The 14,726-nt window shown below is 74.0% G+C and carries 15 protein-coding genes; 3 read left to right on the top strand and 12 right to left on the bottom strand.

Annotated elements, in window-relative coordinates; translation table 11 throughout:
• Positions 1-54 precede the first annotated feature (54 nt).
• The 3 genes from IEZ31_RS04105 to IEZ31_RS04115 are packed head-to-tail and all read left to right on the top strand — an operon-like array spanning position 55 to position 3,109.
• Entirely contained in the window at positions 55-1,167 is a 1,113-nt protein-coding gene (locus tag IEZ31_RS04105; RefSeq protein WP_190248329.1) for an alpha-hydroxy acid oxidase, read from the top strand.
• Positions 1,167-2,438, top strand: coding sequence for an aminotransferase-like domain-containing protein (locus IEZ31_RS04110; RefSeq protein ID WP_190248330.1), 1,272 nt, complete (start codon positions 1,167-1,169; stop codon positions 2,436-2,438). The genes IEZ31_RS04105 and IEZ31_RS04110 overlap by 1 nt, the downstream gene beginning before the upstream one ends.
• Before the next feature lie 26 nt (positions 2,439-2,464).
• Complete coding sequence (locus IEZ31_RS04115) at positions 2,465-3,109, top strand: 4'-phosphopantetheinyl transferase family protein (RefSeq protein ID WP_190248331.1); 645 nt, start codon at positions 2,465-2,467, stop codon at positions 3,107-3,109.
• On the opposite strand, the gene IEZ31_RS04120 is transcribed toward IEZ31_RS04115, so the two are convergent.
• Genes IEZ31_RS04120 through IEZ31_RS04175 form a run of 12 tightly spaced genes read right to left on the bottom strand, consistent with a single transcriptional unit; the run spans position 3,082 to position 14,617 of the window.
• Positions 3,082-3,840, bottom strand: coding sequence for a 2-hydroxy-acid oxidase (locus IEZ31_RS04120; RefSeq protein ID WP_190248332.1), 759 nt, complete (start codon positions 3,838-3,840; stop codon positions 3,082-3,084). The genes IEZ31_RS04115 and IEZ31_RS04120 overlap by 28 nt on opposite strands.
• On the bottom strand, positions 3,837-4,124 hold the full coding sequence (locus IEZ31_RS04125; RefSeq protein WP_190248333.1) for an acyl carrier protein: 288 nt from the start codon (positions 4,122-4,124) through the stop codon (positions 3,837-3,839). The genes IEZ31_RS04120 and IEZ31_RS04125 overlap by 4 nt, the downstream gene beginning before the upstream one ends.
• A gap of 19 nt (positions 4,125-4,143) precedes the next feature.
• Positions 4,144-5,067, bottom strand: a complete 924-nt coding sequence (locus tag IEZ31_RS04130) for a 3-oxoacyl-[acyl-carrier-protein] synthase III C-terminal domain-containing protein (RefSeq protein ID WP_190248334.1) — start codon at positions 5,065-5,067, stop codon at positions 4,144-4,146.
• On the bottom strand, positions 5,064-6,401 hold the full coding sequence (locus IEZ31_RS04135; RefSeq protein WP_190248335.1) for a condensation domain-containing protein: 1,338 nt from the start codon (positions 6,399-6,401) through the stop codon (positions 5,064-5,066). The genes IEZ31_RS04130 and IEZ31_RS04135 overlap by 4 nt, the downstream gene beginning before the upstream one ends.
• Complete coding sequence (locus IEZ31_RS04140) at positions 6,394-8,022, bottom strand: class I adenylate-forming enzyme family protein (RefSeq protein WP_190248336.1); 1,629 nt, start codon at positions 8,020-8,022, stop codon at positions 6,394-6,396. The genes IEZ31_RS04135 and IEZ31_RS04140 overlap by 8 nt, the downstream gene beginning before the upstream one ends.
• Positions 8,023-8,044: 22 nt before the next feature.
• Complete coding sequence (locus IEZ31_RS04145; protein WP_190248337.1) at positions 8,045-9,013, bottom strand: alpha-ketoacid dehydrogenase subunit beta; 969 nt, start codon at positions 9,011-9,013, stop codon at positions 8,045-8,047.
• Positions 9,013-9,978, bottom strand: coding sequence for a thiamine pyrophosphate-dependent dehydrogenase E1 component subunit alpha (locus IEZ31_RS04150; RefSeq protein WP_190248338.1), 966 nt, complete (start codon positions 9,976-9,978; stop codon positions 9,013-9,015). The genes IEZ31_RS04145 and IEZ31_RS04150 overlap by 1 nt, the downstream gene beginning before the upstream one ends.
• A gap of 1 nt (position 9,979) precedes the next feature.
• A complete protein-coding gene (locus IEZ31_RS04155; RefSeq protein ID WP_190248339.1) occupies positions 9,980-10,789 on the bottom strand; it encodes a DUF3050 domain-containing protein in 810 nt (269 codons plus the stop codon).
• A 19-nt stretch (positions 10,790-10,808) separates the two neighbouring features.
• Positions 10,809-11,723: a phytanoyl-CoA dioxygenase family protein gene (locus tag IEZ31_RS04160; protein WP_190248340.1), complete on the bottom strand. Its 915-nt coding sequence runs from the start codon at positions 11,721-11,723 to the stop codon at positions 10,809-10,811.
• On the bottom strand, positions 11,720-12,811 hold the full coding sequence (gene hppD / locus IEZ31_RS04165) for a 4-hydroxyphenylpyruvate dioxygenase (protein ID WP_190248341.1): 1,092 nt from the start codon (positions 12,809-12,811) through the stop codon (positions 11,720-11,722). The genes IEZ31_RS04160 and hppD overlap by 4 nt, the downstream gene beginning before the upstream one ends.
• Positions 12,812-12,842: 31 nt before the next feature.
• The gene (locus tag IEZ31_RS04170; protein WP_190248342.1) at positions 12,843-14,099 is read right to left on the bottom strand and encodes a beta-ketoacyl-[acyl-carrier-protein] synthase family protein; all 1,257 of its coding nucleotides are present in this window, start codon (positions 14,097-14,099) and stop codon (positions 12,843-12,845) included.
• The gene (locus IEZ31_RS04175) at positions 14,096-14,617 is read right to left on the bottom strand and encodes a hypothetical protein (protein ID WP_190248343.1); all 522 of its coding nucleotides are present in this window, start codon (positions 14,615-14,617) and stop codon (positions 14,096-14,098) included. The genes IEZ31_RS04170 and IEZ31_RS04175 overlap by 4 nt, the downstream gene beginning before the upstream one ends.
• Positions 14,618-14,726: the final 109 nt, after the last annotated feature.

The following is a 14,726-nucleotide window of genomic DNA, read 5'->3' on the forward strand; positions in this document are numbered from 1 at the left end:
CTCATGTGTTCGTCGCGGGGATACCGATAGGCTAACGCCTATGGGACGGCTGCGGTGACACAAACTCGGACCGGACAGTCGTTCACCGGAACGGATTATCAACGGCTTGCCCGCGAGCTCGTCGATCCCGACGTGTGGGACTTCATCGAGGGCGGCGCCGAGGCGGAGCGCACCGTCGCCGCCAACCTCGCGGCGTTCGACCGGGTGCGGCTGCGGCCGCGGGTGCTCGCCGGGGTGTCCGAGGTGGACACCTCCGTGGAGCTGTTCGGCACGCGCTACGCCACGCCGCTCGGGGTCGCGCCGACCGCCTATCACCGCCTCGTCGACGCCGAGGGCGAGGTGGCGACGGCGCGGGGCGCCGGGGCCGCCGGCGCGCTGTTCGTGGTCGGCATGTTCGCCAGCCGCACGCTGGAGGAGATCGCCGAGGCGTCCTCGTCGGAGCTGTGGATCCAGCTGTACTGGCTGAGGCGGCGCGACGTCATGGCGGCGTTGCTGCGCCGGGCCGAGCGGTGCGGGTACGGCGCCGTGATGCTCACCGTGGACGTCCCGCGGATGGGGCGGCGGTGGCGCGACATGCGCAACGGGTTCGCCATCGGCGGCGACGTCGCGGCGGTCAACATCGACGCCGGCGTGATGGCGTCGGCGCACGAGCGCGCCGCCGGCGGCTCCGCCCTCGTCCGGCACACCGCCCAGCAGTTCGACGCGGGCGTCACCTGGGACGACCTGGCCTGGCTGCGGGCGCAGACCCGGCTGCCGCTGGTGCTCAAGGGCATCCTCACGGCGGAGGACGCGCGGCTCGCGGTGCGGCACGGCGCCGACGCGATCGTGGTCTCCAACCACGGCGGCCGCCAGCTCGACGGCGCCGTGGCCAGCCTCGACGTGCTCGCCGAGGTGGCCGACGCGGCCGGCGGCCGCCCGGTGCTGTTCGACGGCGGGGTCCGCCGGGGCGTCGACGCCCTCGCCGCCCTGGCCCTCGGCGCCCGGATGGTGCTGCTCGGCCGGCCGCCGCTGTGGGGGCTCGCGGCCGGCGGCGCCGACGGCGTGGCCGGCCTGCTGCGCACGACCACCGAGGAGCTGGCGCATGCGATGGCGCTCGCCGGCCGCCCCACGCTGGGCGACCTCGACCGGTCCGTCGTGCGGATGTCGACGATCGCAGGAGGCGCCTGATGGTGGAGCTGTCCCGGGAATCGCTGCACGTGTCCGTCGTCGACCCGGTGTCGGCGTCGATGAACTTCCTCAACGAGGTCGCGGGGCGGTTCCCCGAGGCGATCTCGCTCGCCGCGGGCCGGCCGTTCGACGAGTTCCACGCCGTCTCCGACGTCGACAAGCACCTCCAGGCGTACCTCACCCACCTGCGCGAGCGGGGCCTCGGCCCGGCCCGCAGCCGGCAGCTGCTGACCCAGTACGGGCGGACCAACGGCCACATCGGCGACCTCATCGCCCGCATGCTCGACGTCGACGAGAACATCCAGGTGCCCGCAGCCGCCGTGATGGTCACCGCCGGCTGTCAGGAGGCGATGGTCGTCGCGCTGCGCGGCCTCTGCGCGCGGCCCGGCGACGTGGTGCTCGCCGCCGAGCCGTGCTACGTCGGGCTCACCGGGGCGGCGCGCATCCTCGGCGTCGAGGTCGTGCCGGTGCCCGAGTCGCCCGACGGGCTGCGCCCGGAGACGGTCCGCGAGGTCGCCGCGCAGACCCGCGCGAGCGGACGCGAGCCCAAGGCGCTCTACCTGGTGCCCAACTTCGCCAACCCGTCCGGCGTCTCGCTGCCCGTCGCGACCCGCCGGGCGCTGCTCGACGTGGCCGCCGAGACGGGCCTGCTGATCCTGGAGGACGACCCCTACGGCCTGTTCGGCCTCGACGACGAGCCGCGGCCCACGCTCAAGTCGCTCGACGCCGACCAGCGCGTCATCTACCTGGGTTCGTTCGCCAAGTCGTACTTCCCGGGCGCCCGCGTCGGGTTCCTGGTCGCCGACCAGGCCGTGGTCGACGCCGCCGGACGGCGGACGCTCCTCGCCGAGGAGCTGTCGACCGTCAAGAGCATGCTCACCGTCAACACGTCGGCCCTCTCGCAGGCCGTCGTCGGCGGCATGCTCATCGACAGCGGCTTCAGCCTCCGCGGCGCCAACCAGGCGAAGATCGCCTTCTACCGGCAGAACCTGCGGACCCTGCTCGCCGGGCTGGAGCACGAGTTCACCGGCGGACCGATCCGCTGGAACAGCCCGAGCGGCGGCTTCTTCGTCGTCGTCGACGTGCCGGTCGACGCGACCGAGGAGCTGCTCGAGGTCTCCGCCCGTGAGTACGGTGTGCTGTGGACCCCGATGCGCTTCTTCTACGTCGGCGGGGGCGGCACCCACGCGATCCGGCTGTCCTGCAGCGCCCTGGAGCCGCCCCAGATCGAGGAGGGCGTCCGCCGCCTGGCCGCCCTGCTGCGCGCGTGAGCGGTCCGGAGCGCGGCGGAGGGCGCATGACCACCGTCGAGCTCCACCTGGTGGACGCGGCGGCGACCACGGCCGACCTGGAGTTGCTGGACGAGGCGGAGCTCCGTCGCCACGAGACCATGCAGCACCCGGTCGACCGGCACCGCTTCGCCGTGGCCCACGCCGCGGCCCGGCGGATCGTCGCGGACCGGCTCGACGTCGATCCCGCCGAGGTGCGCTGGACAAGAGGCTCCAACGGCAAGCCGGAGCTGGACGGCGGCGCGCTGCGGGTCAACCTCTCGCACTCGGGTGACCTGGTCCTCGTCGCGCTCACCGCCGAGCGGGCCGTCGGCGTCGACCTCCAGCAGGTGCTGCCCACCCTCGACGTGGCCGCGATGGCGGCCCGGTTCTTCCCGCCCGGCGAGGCGTCGCTCGTGGCCCGGGACGGGCCGGAGCGGTTCGCCGAGCTGTGGGCGCGCAAGGAGGCGGTGGTGAAGGCGGCCGGCGACCGGCTCACCCGCGGGCTGTGCCTGCCGGTCGCCGGTGACGCGCCGCCGGTCGTCGAGCACGACGGGGTGCCGTTCGCGGTGCGCGACGTCGGCGCCCCGGCCGGTTTCCGTGCGGCCGTCGCCCTGGCCGGCGCGGAGCCGTTCACGGTGGACGGTCAGCCGAACACGCCGACGCACAGGTAGCGCAGGACCGGGTCGTGGTCGGCGACGACGATCCGGCCGGCGTCCGGCGACCACACCTCGGCGAGCGCCGACCAGACCCCGGTCATCGGCTGGTCCGGGTCGGCGTGCAGCACCTTCGCCGCGGTGACGTCCACATCGGACAGCCCGCCGCCGAGGATCACGACGTCGGGAGCCAGCCGGTCGAGCTCGGCCACCACGTCGCCGGGCGCCGCGCCGGTCCGCACCAGCGGCGCCGGCGCGTCCACAGTGGACTCGCCAAGCATCAGCGCGACCCCGGCGTGCGCCGCCGGCCGCAGCACCGGCACGCCGGGATCGTACGGCAGCTCGGCCTGCTCCACGACGAGCAGCAGGGCCCGGGCCTGGCCGCGCAGCAGGCGCAGGCCGGTGTACGCGCCCGCCCGGCCCTGGTCGGAGACGGCGAACGCCATCGGGCCGCCCGGGCAGACGTGGCTGAGGTAGGTCGCGGTGGCCCGCCCGGGCGCGATGTCCGGGATGTCGTAGGCGAGCACCAGGGTGTCGGCGAAGGCGTCCGCCCCGAGGTCGGCCAGCAGCGCGACCGCCATCTCCCCGTACGACTGGCCCGCGACCTCGGCGGTGCCGAGGGCCAGGCCGTACGGGGTCAGCAGGTCGGTGAGGTACGTCGCCAGGCGACCGGCGTGGGCCGGGTCGGCGGCGAGCGCCGCCGGTCCGGGGAACCGGCGGGCGACGACCCGGCGCAGGCCCCAGCTCACTCGTCCTCCGGCAGGAGGTTGCCGGCGACGTAGTCCGCGAGCGTGCCCACCGTCTCGAAGTTGTCGCGGCCCAGGTCCTCGACGCTGATCTCGCGCTCCAGCCGGTCCTCCAGCTCCAGCACCAGCTCCAGGCCGGTGGTCGAGCTCATGCCGAGGTCGTCCATGAGCGTGGTGCTTTCCGACGCGCCGGCCACCTCGCGCTTGAGCACGCGGGGGAGCAGGTCGCAGATCGTCTCCACGACCTGCTCGCGCAGGACGGGGTCGATGGTGGCGGTGTCGGACATGAGAAACCTCTCCTGAAGGTCAGTGCTCGAAGACCATGGCGGCGAAGGTCGCGCCCCGGCCGGCCCCGGCGGCGGCGACCACGTAACGGTCCCCGGGCCGCAGCAGCCCCCGGGCGACGGCGGTGCGGTGGTTGACGAACGCGTCGGCGCAGAACACGTGGCCGTAGTCGGCGACGTGCTCCAGCAGCACCCGGTCGAGCGGGTAGCCGATGCGCTTGCAGGTGCGCTGCCACGCCACCACGTTGACGTTGTGCGGCAGGATCACGGCGATGTCGGCCGGCTCCAGGCCGGCCTTCGCGACGGCGGCGGTGACGGCCTCGCCGAGCGCGTCGTGGTAGATGCGCTGGAACTCGCCGGCGACCTCCTCCAGCTCGCCGTCGAACTCGCCGCGCAGCCGCGCGACATAGGACAGCAGCCGGTCCCGGTCGCCGGACGCCGACACCAGGCAGGCCGCCGCGCCCTCGCCGAACATCGACGTCTCCGGCACGAACTGCGCCTCGCCGGTGAACGCCTTCTCCCCGGTGAGGACCACCGCGAGCGCGTCCGGCTCGCCCTCCAGGAGCCGCCCGGCCAGGTCGATCGCCAGCAGCCCGGACGCGCAGGCCTGCTGGCCGACCGCGAACGCCTGCGCGTGCCCGAGACCGGCGTCGCGGCACACGTCGTGCAGCGGGTTGTGCGGGTACGGCACGACGACCGGGAACGTGCGGGCGTAGAGCACGTACCGCACCCGCGCCGCCTGCTCGCCGGTCAGCGCCAGGTCGGCGAGGGCGGCCCGGAGGAGGTCGGCGAGGGACGCCGAGGGTGCGTGGGCCGCCTGCCCGATCTTGTGATATCGCCGGAACACGCGGACCTGCATCGGGGTCAGCTCGAACCGCTCCGCGAGTGCCTCGACCGGCACCCGCCCCTCCGGCACGTGGGTTCCCACGGCCACCAGCGCCGTCACGATAGTGCCTCCCGCACCGCGATCCGTTCCGCCGCCCGCAACAGTTCCTCGGCGCCGTCCGTGCCGAGCCGGGCCGCGTCGGTGAAGACGGTCAGCAGCCAGGCGCCACCCGGCGCGTCGTCGACGTCGACGCTGAGCGGGTCGAACGGGTCGTCCTGGGCCACGGTCCACCGGAAGTCGCCGTCGGCAGCCGCCCGCAGCGCGTCCGCGGCCGGTAGCCCGCCGGAGAAGCCCTGCCGCGTGGCGACCCGCCGGTCGTTGAACCACAGCCCGGCCTCGGCGTCGACCCCCAGCCGGGCGGCGAGGCCGTCGGCACCGTCCGGATCCAGGTAGGCGTACTTGTACGCGCCCACGGCCGCCGAGCCCACCCGGCGCAGCGCCTCGGCGAACGGCACGCCCGCAACGTCGGCGGCGCAGATGCCGCGCTGCGCGACCATCGCGACGACCGTCTCGAAGCCCCGCCGGAAGCGGTTGCTCACCATCGGCCGCAGCACGACCGGGCCGTCGCCGAGCGAGCCCAGCGCGAGCGTCAGAAAGGTCATGAGCACCTGCGACGAGTCGGCGCCGGTCCGCTGCGACACCGCGTGCGTGGCGAGCGGCAGCGCCGTGGAGCGGAACTCGCCGCGGCGGTACCGCGGACCGTCCACAGTAGAGTGGACCAGCGGCGGCGGGAGCCGGCGCATGACCCGCTCCCAGTGCCGCAGCGCGGCGGCGTGCTGCCGCTGCCCGGCCGGCGAGGCCTGCCAGCGGGCCTGTTCGAGCGGCTGGGTGCCGGTCAGCGGCGCGGCCGAGGACGGGTCGGCGACCTCCCGCAGGAACAGCCGCCCGCCCAGCCCGTCGGTCACCAGGTGGCACATGACGGTGGACAGGTGGGTCGGCACCCCGCGGCGGCGGACCACGCCCATCCGCACCGGCCAGTCCTCGACCACGTCGTACGGCCGCGAACGGTCCTGCGCGTCGAGCGCCACCACGAACGCCGCCGGGTCGGCGCCGTCGGGGCAGTCGTAGACGTCGAGCCCGATCGTGCCGCGGTCGGCGACCGCCTGCAACGGCCGCCCGCCGGGGCCGAACCGCAGCCGGGTGCGCATCGGCTGGTACCGCCGCATCGCCCAGCGCAGCTCGGCCGCCACGTTGTCGAGCGTGGTGCCCGGGGCCAGCCGCGACCAGCCGCCGATGGGCAGCCAGGAGCGCTGGCGCACCATCGTCCGCCAGATCTCCCGCTGCCCCCAGGACAGCTCCGCGGTCCCGGCGCCGTCGCCGGAGAAGCGCACCGGGATCCGCTCCGTGGGCCGGATCCCGGTGTCCGCGACGGGCGGCGTGGCCGTGTCAGGCATTCGCCAGCTCGGCGAGGTGCCGCTGCCGCATGAGGAACTTGCGCACCTTGCCGGTCGGGCCGACCACGATGTCCTCGTCGGGGAACACGACCACCTTGCGCAGGGTCGCCGCCACCGCCGGGCTCAGCGCGCCGCGCACCGCCTCGGTGTGGTCGCGGGACGGGTCGGCGCCGGCGTGCAGCGACAGCAGGACGTCGGCGACGACCGAGCCGTTCGGCGCCGTCACCGCCACGACCGTGCAGTCGCGCACGGCCGGGATCGCGCGCAGGATCTGCTCCTCCGACATGGCCGTGTAGAGCCAGTTGCCGCCGCCGAGGTCGACCGAGTCGACGGCCCGGTCGACGTGGTAGTAGTAGCCCTCCTCGTCGCGGAACATGAGGTCGCCGGTGAGGTAGTAGCCGCCGAGCCGGTTGCGGTAGGTGTTCACGTGGTCGTTCCAGTAGCCGGGGGCGAGGGTCGGCGACTTCAGGCCGAAGTGGCCGACCGCGCCGACCGGCACCTCCTTGCCGGTGGCCGTGTCGAGGAGCGCGACGTCGGCGAACACGTGCGGGACGCCGACGCAGCGGCCGTACCGCTCGGTGTCGGGCCGGTGCGTGATGTGGAAGGCGGAGTGGCCCATCTCGGTCGAGCCGAGCCCGTCGACGAAGTGTGAGCCCTTGACCCGCCGCACGCCCTCGCGGGTGACGACGTTGCGGGAGCCGGCGTTCACCAGGTGCCGGATGTGCGGCTCGTGCGCGCAGTCGCCGGTGTTGAACCACAGCGACACCGACGCCATGTCGTGCGCGTCGAGGTCGAAGCGGGCCAACTCGGCCCAGGTGACCGCGAACCCGAACACGCCGGTCGGCTTCCACCGCTCGATCGCCTCGAGCACCGCCGCGCCGTCGTCCTGCCGGGACAGGAACAGCAGGTCGGAGCGGTTGCTCAGGGCGTGGTTGATGGTCATGATGCCGGCCGCGTGCGGCGCCGGCAGCGCGCTGAGGATGCGCTCGGTGCCCTGCGCCCGCGGGCCGCTGAGCCGGATCCGGCGGGTCGCGTGGAACAGGCTCGCGTGCGAGTGCACGACCGCGGTCGGCATCCGGGTGGTGCCCGACGAGTGGGTGATCGCGATCGGGTCGTCGGCGTGGTGGCGGAACGGCGCCGGCGCGGTGGCCGGGTCCCCGGTGCCGGTCTCGGCGACGTCGTGCACCGGGATCCCGAGGTCCTGCCCGGCGAGCCGCTCCAGGTGCGCCTGGTCGGTGAGCAGCGCGACGCCGCGCAGCTTGCGGATGTACTCGGCGGCGATCTCGCCCGGGATGTTCGGGTTCATGAGCGCCGGGATCGCGCCGAGCCAGGTGAGTCCCATCCAGTTGAGGAAGCAGTCGGCCGCCGTCGTCACGTAGATCGCGACCGGGTCGCGGCGGCGGATGCCGGCCGCGTGCAGCCAGGCGGCCCGGGCCGCGGCCCGGTGGTACAGCTCGCCGAGCGTCAGCCCCTGCCAGGCCGGGAAGCCGTCGACCGGGGTGTCGAACGCGATGCCCGGCCCGTCGAGCGGCGCGCCGTGCTCGATGAGCTTGTGCAGGACGTTGCCCGCGCCGACGCCGGGATCGGCGGCGAGCGCCGCCCGGATGCTCGTGGACGCCATCGGAGTACTCCCTCTGTGTCAGTCAGGACTTCGCGACGGCCTCGACGGCCGCGCGGATCTGGTCGCGGGTCGGCTGCAGGGCCAGGTCCAGGTCCCGCGCGAACGGCAGCACCGCGCCGTCCGGGCGGGTCACCCGCTTCGGCGGGGCGACGAGCCGCAGCTGCTCGGCGGCGGTCGCGAGGATCTCGCCGCCGATCCCGCAGGAGCGGTTCGAGTCGTCGACCACCACGAGCCGGCCGGTGCGCTCCAGCGACGCGCCGAGCCCGGCCCAGTCGAACGGGTGCAGCGTGCGCGGGTCGAACACCTCGACCGACACCGTGCCGGCCAGCTCCTCGGCGACCGCGAGCGCGTCGTGCACCAGGTGGCCGACCGCGACCAGCGTCACGTCGTCGCCGGGGCGGTGCACCCGGCCCACGCCGAGCGGCACCGGCCCGAGCGCGGCCAGGTCGACGTCCGCCCGCACGCCCACGGCACCCGCCGGGGCGAACACGACCACCGGGTCGTCGTCGCGGATCGCGGCGAGCAGCAGGCCGTAGGCGTCCTCCGGGGTGGCCGGCACCGCGGTCTTCACGCCGACGTGGGCGAAGATGCTGTACGGGTGGTCGGAGTGCTGCCCGGCCCAGCCGCCGCGGGAGCCGGAGCTCGGCAGCAGGTACGTGACCGGCACGCGCACCTGCCCGCCGGTCATGAGCGAGAACTTGTGCGCCTGGTTGGCGATCTGCTCGAAGGCGAGGAACAGCAGGGCCGGGATCTGGAACTCGACGACCGGCCGCAGCCCGGCCAGGGCCGCCCCGGTCGCGAAGCTGGTGAACGCCTGCTCCGAGATCGGCGTGTCGACGACCCGTTCGGGGCCGAACTTCTTGAGCAGGCCGGTGGTCACGTTGCTCACCCCGACCCGCACATCCTCGCCGAACACGCACACCGCCGGGTCGCGGGCCATCTCGGCGCCGAGCGCCCGGTTCAGCGCCTTGAGGTACGACAGGTTCGGCATCAGGCCACCCCCGCCCGGGCCCGCAGGCCGTCGGCGTAGAGATGGTCGAGCGCCCCGGCCACGTCGGGGAACGGGCTCTCGCGCGCGAACCGCACCGCCTCGTCGAGCACCGCCTCGACGTCCGCGTCGATCGCTGCTCTGGCCGGGGCCGCGAGGCGCGCGCCCTGGATCTCGACCGGGTCGCGGCGCGTGCCGTCGGCCACCTCCTCGTCGGTCCGGTAGCGCGGGCGGGCCGAGTGCTCCCAGGTGTGGTGGGCGTCGAAGCGGTACACCACGCACTCGATCAGCGACGGCCCGTCCCCGGCCCGGGCCCGCGCGACCGCCTCCCGCGCCGCCGCGAGCACCGCCGCCGGGTCGGCACCGTCCACGGTGGACGCCGGGATGCCGAACGCGGCGGCCCGGCCGGTGACGGTGCCGGCGACCGCGTCCGCGAACCGGGTCGTCGTGGCGAACCCGTTGTTCTCGCAGACGAAGACGACCGGCACCCGCCACAGCGCGGCCAGGTTGAGCGTCTCGAGCACCACGCCCTGGCTGACCGCGCCGTCGCCGAAGTAGGTGACGGCGACCCGGTCCAGCCCGGCGCGCCGCGCGGCCCACGCGGCGCCGGCCGCGATCGGCAGCGCGGCGCCCACGATCGCGTTGGCGCCGAGGATGCCCAGCGAGACGTCGGCGGCGTGCATCGAGCCGCCCCGGCCCCGGTTCAGGCCGGTCGCCCGGCCGGTCAGCTCGGCCATCGTGCGGGCCGGGTCGGCGCCCTTGGCCAGGACGTGGCCGTGTCCGCGGTGCGTGCTGGTGATGACGTCGTCGGGCCGCAGCGCGGCGCAGGTGCCGGCCGCGATCGCCTCCTGCCCGAGGTACGGGTGGATGCCGCCGAGGATGGTGCCGTCGTGCACGAGCTCGACGGCGCGCTCCTCGAAGCGGCGGATCAGGCGGACCGTCCGGTACAGCCCGGCGGCGTCGGTCACGTCAGGCTCCCTGGACGGCCGGGACAGCCTCGTCGATCTTCGCGAGGATGCCGCTCCAGAGCCTCGCGCGGGCGGCCAGCGCGAGGTTGATCGTCTCCGCGCAGTCGTTCCACTTGGTCTCGTCGTCGCCGCACAGGTCGGTGACCATCTGCATGGCCATCGGCGTGTGCTCCTCGCCGTCGACCTCGATGTGGCGGGCCAGGTAGTCGACGAACGTGCCGAGGTTGCCGACCTGCTCGTTCACCTTGATGACCTGCTGGAACATGTCGGGGATGAGGTCCTCGCGGCCGAACGCGAACGCGGCGGCCTGGCAGTGGATCGGCGCGCTCTCGATGAGGTGCCAGGTGAGCCGGACGAACTCGGCGGCGGCCTCCGGCACCCCGGCCTCGGCCATCGCGGCGGGCACCGGGTTGCGGTCGCGGAGCAGGCCGATGAACGCGTCGACGACGGTGCGGTCGGCGCCCGCCTCGGTCATGCCCTCGAGGTACAGCTCGAAATGGCTGATGAAGCCGCCGCGCAGCTCGTCGCTCTCCTCGACCAGCACGATGTCGTTGATGAGCCGGCGGCTGCCGGTCGGGCCGGTCGGTATCCACGGGACCTCGACGCAGGTCAGGTTGCGCTGCAGCGACTTGAGCAGCGACATGAAGTCCCACACGGCGAAGACGTGGTGCTCCAGGAACGTGCGGATCGCCGGCAGGCTGTCGAGGCGGGCGTAGATCGGGTGGCCGACGACCTCGGTGCGGGCGTCGGCGATCAGCTCCTCCAGCCGGTCGATGCCCGGGTGGCGCTGACCCCAGTCGTAGCGGGACACGGTACCTCCTTCAGGTGTACTAGTTCCGCCACAGGACGGGGCAGAACTCGGGATCGGCGTAGTCCGGCCGGTCGTCGGCCGTCCGGCGGACCAGGACATCGTGGTTGTAGGCGACGGTGTCCCCGGTGGAGAGCCGGAACGAGCGGTTTTCGTTGTCGCCAGGCTGCAGGTGGAAGGAGATGGCCCGGCGGGGGTCGGGGCTCACGTTCGCGCCGCTGCCGTGGTAGGTCCGGCAGTGGTGGAAGCTCATGTGCCCCTTCGGGATGACCATCGGGATCTTGCGCACCTCGGCGTGGTTGTGCGCCGCGTTGTCCGCCAGCATCCGGTCGAGGTCCTCGTTGTCGCGCTCGGCGAAGTGGCGCGTCGTGGTGTCGTCGGCGCCGATCTCCTCCCAGCGGTGGCTGCCGTCGACCATCGTGATGGTGCCCATCTCGACGCCGCAGTCGTGGAACGGGATGAACGCGGTGAGCATCTCCTCCGACGTGCAGGCCTGCCAGTAGTGGCGGTCGAAGTGCCACGGCACCACGTTCGACGGCTCGCCCGAGATCGGCGGCTTGTAGATGAGCGTCGACTGCCAGATCCGGATCTCGTCGGCCTTGGCCAGGCGGGCGGCGACCGCGCCGATGAGCGGCTTGCGCAGGATCCGGGCGATCGCGTCGCTCTCGTAGTGGATGTAGTCGTTGTGCCGCTGGACCGTGCCCTTCGACGGTTCCCAGTAGGCCAGCCGGGACGGGCGGACCGGCAGCGTGCGGGAGCGCTCGCCGGCGTAGAAGCGCTCGCTCGCCGCGGTCAGCTCGTCGACCTCCGCGTCGGTGAGCAGCTTGCGGGTGAGGTACCAGCCCTGCCGCGCGTACGCCTCGACCTCGTCGTCGGTCGGCAGGAGCGCCTGCTCCTCCTCCGACAGCGCGAACGCGTTGGTCACCGAGGTGGTCACGATGCCGTCCCTTCAGACATGGTGGTCTCGCGGATCGCCGCGAGTTCGCGTTCCTTCGCCGCGTAGAGCGCCGGGATGTTGCTGGTGCCGAACGTGCGGGCCCCGTGGCGGTCGATGAGCTCGTTGAAGTACGTGCGCCGGATGTGGGTCGACTTGGCGAAGATCTGGTACATCTGGCCCCAGTGGTCGCGGTCGACCAGGATGCCCAGCGGGCGCAGCCGGTCCACCGGCACGTCGACGGCGCCGAGCCGGGCGTCGAGCATGTCGTAGTAGCTGCCGGGGGTCTGGGCGAACTCGACGCCCCGGTCGCCGAGCGTGCGCACGGCCCGCACGATGTCGTCGGTGCTGAACGCGATGTGCTGCACGCCGGCGCCCTCGTGCCAGGCGACGAAGTCGTCGATCTGCCCGGCGCGGCGGCTGATGTCCGGCTGGATCAGCGTGAACGTGACGCCGCCCGACGGGCTCTGCACCACCTTCGACTGCATGCCCTGCTCGCCGACCTCGATGTACTCCTGGAAGATCATGCCGAAGCCGAACACGTGCTCGTAGTAGCGCACCGTCGCGTCGAGCTCGCCGGCCGGCAGGCAGATCGCGGCGTGGTCGATGGTGTGCAGCAGGTCCTCCGCGTCCGGCTCCGCCATCGCCACCTCGTCGAGCGCGCCCGGCAGGAAGGCGTCACCGGAGCGCTGGACCAGCCGGTGGGTCACGTCGCCGAAGCCCGACACCTCCGCGGTGACGACCGTCTCGCCGTCCCGCTCGTACCGCCGCGGCTCCTGGACCGCCGTCGCACCGCGGGCGACCGCCTCCTCGAACGCCGCCCCGGCGTCGGCGCACCCGAACGCGACGATCGCCACGCCCTCACCGTGCTGGGCGACGTACCGGCTCGCCCGGTGGCCGCTGCTCAGCCCGGAGGTGAGCAGGATCCGGATGTCACGCTGGCCCAGCAGCACGCTGCGCTGCCCGGCCAGGCCGGTCTCCGGGCCGCCCTGCCCGATGACGTGGAAGCCGTAGGTCGCGCACAGCTGGCCGGCGGCCTGCCATGCGTCGCCGACGTACAACTCGATGTGGTCGGTGCCGAGGATCTCCATTGCCTGCTTCCCTTTCGCGGGCCTGTCCGCCCTAGGTCAGGGCCTTCGTCAAGGCCGAGCTGGGCGGCCCGAAGACGAGGCTGACGTTGTGTCCGCCGAACCCGAACGAGTTGGACAGGACGTGGCGCACCTGCACGGGACGGGGTTCGGTCAGGTGGTCGACGTCGCACGCCGGGTCGGGCTCGTCGAGGTTGTGGGTCGGCGGCAGCACCCCGCGGCGCAGCGCGTGCACCGCGACCGCCGCCTCCACCACCCCGGACGCGCCGAGCATGTGCCCGGTGACGCCCTTGGTCGAGCTGACCGGCGGGGTGGCGGCACCGAACACCGTGCGGATCGCGGTGGCCTCGGCGACGTCGCCGAGCTTGGTGCTGGTGCCGTGCGCGTTCACGTAGCCGATGTCGCCCGGCTCCAGGCCGGCGTCGGCGACGGCGCGGACCATGCAGGCCGCGGCCGCCGAGCCGTCGGGGCGGGGCGTCGTCGGGTGGTGGGCGTCGTTCGTGGCGCCCCAGCCGACCAGGTCGGCGTAGCGGGCGGCGCCGCGCGCCTCGGCGTGCTCGGGGCGCTCCAGGACGAACACCCCCGCGCCCTCGCCGAGCACGAGCCCGTTGCGGCGGCGGTCGAAGGGGCGGCTCGCCTCGGTCGGGTCGGCCCAGCCGCGGGCGAGCGCGCGGGCGTTGCCGAACGTCTCGGCGAGCGTCGGGAACAGCGGCGCCTCGCTGCAGCCGCAGACGACGACGTCGGCCTCGCCGGCGCGCAGCAGCCGCAGGCCCTCGCCGATCGACTGGGCGCCGGCGGCGCAGGCGGTGCCGATCGAGGAGCTGTACCCCTGGAAGCCGTACTTCATGGCCACCCGGGCCGCGCCCATGTTCGGCAGCATGCCCGGCAGCAGGTACGGGCTGACCCCGAGGCGGCCCTTCTCCGCGCGCAGCACGGCCTGCGCGTCGAGGGTGGCCAGGCCGCCGGTCCCGGACACGATGACCGCGACGCGGTAGGGGTCGACGTCCCGGCCGGCCACGATCCCGGCGTCGGCGAGCGCCAGCTCGGCCGCGCGGAGGGCCATCACGATGTACCGGTCGACGACGCGGGTCTCCGGCGCCGGCAGGACGCTCGCCGGGTCGATCGGCGGGGCGAGCGCGGCGACGTCCGCCGACCCGGCGAGCGGGTGGCCGTCCGGCGGCCGCACGAGGCCGGAGCGGCCCTCGCACATCGCGTCGAAGACCGCGGCGGCGGTCTCCCCGACGGACGTCACCAGCCCGATGCCGGTGACCGCGGCGCTGCGGTTCGTCATGCGGTGACTCCCTCCTCGATGAGGACGACGGCCGTCGCGGTCTCCCGGCCGGCGGTGTCCTGGCGCAGCTCGACGAGCAGTGCCTCGTCGGCGTCGCCGTCGGCGAGCAGCAGCCGCGCCACGTCGAGCCCCGCGGCGGTGTCGCCGACGCAGACGACCGGCCCGGTCAGCGACCAGCGGGCGGCGATGTGACCGGCGACCGCGTTCGGCACGGACTGGAAGAAGAACAGCGGCCCGACCCGGCCGCCGTGGTCGACGGCGTCGGCGACGTGCGCGGCGCTGGCCGCGTCGCCGACGGCGCTCACCAGGACGATCGCGGTGGTCGCGGTCGGTGTGGGAGCGCTCTCCCGGTGGCGCTCGACACAGCGGCCGGAGACCGCGGCGACGAGCGGGTTGAACGTCGAGTGCACGAATCCGGCGAGGGCCGGCGGCGGGCCGTCGCCCGGCTCGGGCCAGGCGGCGGAGGCGGCGACGGCGAGCCCGGCGCGCTGCGCTCCTTCGACAAGTCGACGGTTCATGCCCCCTCCGCTCCGCTGCGCTCCGCTTCGGAACCGCTCACTGGGCCACCATCCTTGTGTCGGCGTTTGAGAGAGTGCCGATGCACCACTGGTGACCACCGGGCCATCG

Origin of the sequence: Dactylosporangium sucinum (genome assembly GCF_014647515.1) — a bacterium.
Classification (GTDB): domain Bacteria; phylum Actinomycetota; class Actinomycetes; order Mycobacteriales; family Micromonosporaceae; genus Dactylosporangium; species Dactylosporangium sucinum.

Excerpts from the sequence above, each read along its gene's own strand:
- IEZ31_RS04110 (WP_190248330.1), top strand. The coding sequence starts at position 1,167 with ATGGTGGAGCTGTCCCGGGAATCGCTGCACGTGTCCGTCGTCGACCCG.
- IEZ31_RS04115 (WP_190248331.1), top strand. The coding sequence starts at position 2,465 with ATGACCACCGTCGAGCTCCACCTGGTGGACGCGGCGGCGACCACGGCC.
- IEZ31_RS04125 (WP_190248333.1), bottom strand. The coding sequence starts at position 4,124 with ATGTCCGACACCGCCACCATCGACCCCGTCCTGCGCGAGCAGGTCGTG.
- IEZ31_RS04135 (WP_190248335.1), bottom strand. The coding sequence starts at position 6,401 with ATGCCTGACACGGCCACGCCGCCCGTCGCGGACACCGGGATCCGGCCC.
- IEZ31_RS04140 (WP_190248336.1), bottom strand. The coding sequence starts at position 8,022 with ATGGCGTCCACGAGCATCCGGGCGGCGCTCGCCGCCGATCCCGGCGTC.
- IEZ31_RS04145 (WP_190248337.1), bottom strand. The coding sequence starts at position 9,013 with ATGCCGAACCTGTCGTACCTCAAGGCGCTGAACCGGGCGCTCGGCGCC.
- hppD (WP_190248341.1), bottom strand. The coding sequence starts at position 12,811 with ATGGAGATCCTCGGCACCGACCACATCGAGTTGTACGTCGGCGACGCA.
- IEZ31_RS04170 (WP_190248342.1), bottom strand. The coding sequence starts at position 14,099 with ATGACGAACCGCAGCGCCGCGGTCACCGGCATCGGGCTGGTGACGTCC.
- IEZ31_RS04175 (WP_190248343.1), bottom strand. The coding sequence starts at position 14,617 with ATGAACCGTCGACTTGTCGAAGGAGCGCAGCGCGCCGGGCTCGCCGTC.